Source organism: Rubrivirga sp. (genome assembly GCF_049648075.1).
Classification (GTDB): domain Bacteria; phylum Bacteroidota; class Rhodothermia; order Rhodothermales; family Rubricoccaceae; genus Rubrivirga.
Genome location: NZ_JBARYR010000134.1, coordinates 1 through 2,885, shown reverse-complemented (window position 1 = coordinate 2,885; position 2,885 = coordinate 1). Strand labels below are relative to the sequence as shown.

Annotated in this window: 2 protein-coding genes; both read right to left on the bottom strand. The window is 71.3% G+C overall.

The window, feature by feature from the left end; translation table 11 throughout:
* Positions 1-1,394 (bottom strand): DEAD/DEAH box helicase (locus WBA11_RS03845; protein WP_424519404.1); only part of this gene is annotated, 1,394 nt, incomplete at its 3' end.
* 369 nt (positions 1,395-1,763) lie between these two features.
* The gene (locus WBA11_RS03840; RefSeq protein ID WP_424519403.1) at positions 1,764-2,759 is read right to left on the bottom strand and encodes a sulfotransferase family protein; all 996 of its coding nucleotides are present in this window, start codon (positions 2,757-2,759) and stop codon (positions 1,764-1,766) included.
* Between the last annotated feature and the right edge of the window lie 126 nt (positions 2,760-2,885).

Sequence of the window (2,885 nt, the reverse complement as noted above, 5' to 3'; positions counted from 1 at the left end):
AAGCCCTGCTCGCGGCCGTTGCGGTCGGCCTTGTGCTGGTGGTGTCCGCCGTGGTCGCGGCGGTTCGGACGACGGTCGTTCGGGCTGTGGATGTGCGGCAGCGGTGCCTCCTTGCGCGCCGCGCGGGCCACGGCGAGCGCCGCGGTCGCGATCGCCATCGGGTCCTGGCCCTCGGCCACGAGATCGACGACGAGCGCCTTGTCGCGGTCGGTCGCGTCCTCGAGGCCGGACTGGATCGCGGACATGAGACGCTGGTCGCGGACGGCCTGGACGTCCTCGACGGACGGCAGCTCGGCGTACTCGATGCGGCGCTTGGCGTAGCGCTCGATCCGGTTGAGCAGCCCGCGCTCGGACGGTGCGACGAGCGAGAACGCCGTCCCTTCGCGCCCAGCGCGGCCCGTCCGGCCGACGCGGTGCACGTAGGCCTCGGCGTCGATGGGCAGCATGATGTTGAACACGTGCGAGACGTGGTCGATGTCGAGCCCGCGGGCCGCGACATCAGTGCCGACCAGGATCTGGATCTGCTTGTTCTTGAACCGACCCAGGACGGCCGTCCGCTGGCCCTGGCTCAGGTCGCCCGAGATCGCTTCGGCGGCGTAGCCCAGGTCCTGAAGCTCGCTCGCCAAGCGGGAGCAGCCGGCGCGCGTTTTGACGAACGCGAGTGCACTCGTCACGTCCTCGGTCTCGAGCAGGCGAACCAACGCGTTGAGCTTGTCGCGGCCGTTGACGAGGAATGCCCGCTGCGTGATGTCGGCAGCGGTCCGGTCGCCCGAGGCGACGGCGATCGTCTCCGGGTCACGGAGGTAGGTGCCAGCGATCTGGCGGATCCGGTTCGGGAGCGTGGCCGACAAGACGGCCGTCTGGCGCTCGGTCGGCGTCGTCTTCAGGATCGCCTCGAGGTCGTCGGCGAAGCCCATCGAGAGCATCTCGTCGGCCTCATCGAGGACGACGGTCTCGACGTTCGACAGGTCGATCAGGCCCTGGTTCAGCAGGTCCACCAACCGGCCCGGTGTCGCGACGACGATGTCGACGCCCTGACGCAAGCGGCGGGTCTGCTTGTGGTACGCCTGGCCGCCGTAGATCGGGAGCGCGCGGATGCCGAGCGCCTGGCCGTAGGTGTAGACGGCGCTCGAGACCTGGACGGCGAGCTCGCGCGTCGGGCACAGGACGAGGGCGCGGACGGTGCCGCGCTGGTCGCTCTCGGCCAGCTTGTTGAGCAGCGGCAGCGCGAAGGCGGCCGTCTTGCCGGTTCCGGTCCGGGCCTGGCCGATGGCGTCGCGGCCGGTCAGAAGGACGGGGATTAAGCCCTCCTGGATTGGAGTGGGCTCGGAGTAGCCGAGGTCGGCCACGGTCTGCGCCAACTCGGGGCGCAGAGAGAGGTCTGAAAAAGTCATGGGTCCGCTGTGCGGGGTCGTGGGAAAAGCGGGATGGCCTCAGCCTCGAGTCTTGCTCGGTCCGGTCCACGCTCGTCCCCGCACCTGCGGAGCCCCTTTCGGGAGGAGCCTGGGGCTGGGCGTTTCCGCGCCAGCCGGGGTCCCTTGTCTCTACCAAAGGCTAACGCCCGCCCTCGAGGCCGCGTGCTCGCGTCCGGTGACGAGCCGGAGAAGACCCGGCGGAGCCAGGGTGGGGCTAGAGGGACGCGGCAAGGGGCACGGGAAGCCGCACGGCGACCTCGAGGACGGACGGCGACCTCGATCTGTGCACGACCTCGATCCGTGGTAGGGGCGACCCGGTGGGTCGCCCGGTCCGACCTCGAGGACGCGTTACGCCGGCTCGTAGCCATACCGCTCCACGAACGGAGCGAGTCTCTCCGCGACGGCGCCCGACTGATTGCCGAGGTCCCGCTTCCAACGACCTTCTCTCGTTCGGGACAAGCTCGCGCCCTCGAGGACGGCGCTCCACTCGAGGCCGAGGAAGTCCACGACACGGCGCAGGCCGCCGTCGGCCAGGTCTTCGAGACGCACCTCGAGGACGCGGTCGGCGGGAAGACGCGGCTGGATCTCGGCCCATCGGCCCAATAGGTCGGCGGTCCAGCGCGCGGCGAGAAGCGGGTCCGACGGCCCCCAGCGCATCGTCGCCGTCGAGGCCGCGACGTCGCGCGGGTCGCGGACGACGTGGACGAGCCGGGCGGTCGGCAGCAGGTCGAAGATGTCCTCGGCCCACAGGATGGACCACGTCTGCTTGTCGAGGAAGTAGGACCGGCCCGCGACCTCGAGGCTGTCGGCGGCGACGGCCCGCCAGAATCCGCCGAGCATCGAGGCGAGATCGTCACGCTCGTACGGGCCTCCGACGCGGACCTCGGCGCGGGCCCCGCCGGGCGTGCCGGTCCAGGCGCCGACGTAGCGGTAGCCCTCGAGGTCGGCCAGAAGCTGCTCGGCGCGCTCCAGAAACGTCGGGCAGACCTCGAGGGCGCGGTGCCCGTGGTACGCCGGGACGGCCTGCCGGCCAGCTTTCTCATCGAGGCCGAGCTTCCGTGCGACACGGCCCGGCAGTGCCGAAGGCGAGTCCTGGGCCACGGCCTCGAGGAGCGCGCGCAATCGACGGAGCGCCACGTCGGCGTGGTACGGGCTCCAGCCGTCGCGGAAGGCCCGGTAGACATCGGTGAGCCCGTCGGGGTCAATCGAAAAACGGAGCTCGGGGAACGCGAGCACGTCCGGGTGGAGCGCGAGCGCGTCGCGCAACGCCGTCGTCCCGCTGCGACCGGTCCCGCCGATCAGGCCGATGGGCATCGCGCCGGGCGGGGGGAAATCTGAGAGCACGAGTCGGGCGGGTACCTTTCGGGCAAGCTAGCCCCCCGACCTCTGCCCTCCCCCGCCGACCTCGACGCGCTCTGGCACCGGAGCCCGACGCGGGCGCCGTTCACGCACCCGGCCGCCGTCGCGGCG